The 640-nt window shown below is 73.9% G+C and carries 1 protein-coding gene; it reads right to left on the bottom strand.

Features of this window, described 5'->3' with window-relative positions:
• Positions 1-640 (bottom strand): GAF domain-containing protein (locus tag DEIPI_RS33050; RefSeq protein WP_045234797.1); only part of this gene is annotated, 640 nt, incomplete at both ends.

Below are 640 nucleotides of genomic sequence, written 5' to 3'. Positions count from 1 at the left end.
CGGGCGCGGCGCGCCCTCGCCGCGAGCAGCGCGGCGGCCTGCACCGCGAAGTCCTCCGCGACGCGCGCGTCGGCCTCGTCGAAGGCGTCGTCGTCCCGGAGGTTGTCGAGGTTGAGCTGCGCCACGACGTGCCCGCCGAGCAGCACGGGCACGCACAGGTTCGCGCGCAGACTCGTCACCTCCCCGAAGGTCTCGTAGCGCGCGCGGTTCTCCTCCACCCCCTCCTGGTCGTTCACCTTCCGGGAGTGCGCGTCCACGTCATCACCGCGGATGATGCGGGCCCGCCCGGTCCGCCAGTCCTGCCCGCCGTACCACGCGCGCGCCTCGTCCTCGGTCTGCGTGAGGCCCAGCAGTCCGTCGGAGAAGCTCGTCTGGGCACGCACGACGAACGCGTCCCCGTTCCGGACGAAGAACGTGCCGGCTTCCGCGCCGGGGACGGCCGCGACGGCCGCTTCGAGCAGCGCCGTCCAGGCGTCGTCGTCGAAGTCACCGTCGCGGGAGAGCAGCGCGATGGTCGTGCGGATCGCCTGGGACGCGACCCCCTCGTCGCTGGAGGTGCGGGTGGGCGCGACGGCGTTCAGGGCACGTGCAGCGTGACGAGCGGCCTTGCGGCGGCGCAGTCGGGTGTCCGCGAGCCGCA

This window comes from Deinococcus pimensis DSM 21231, assembly GCF_000519345.1.
GTDB classification, from domain to species: domain Bacteria; phylum Deinococcota; class Deinococci; order Deinococcales; family Deinococcaceae; genus Deinococcus_A; species Deinococcus_A pimensis.
Note: the sequence above shows the minus strand (reverse complement) of the source record. Positions and strands in the feature narration are given on the sequence as shown.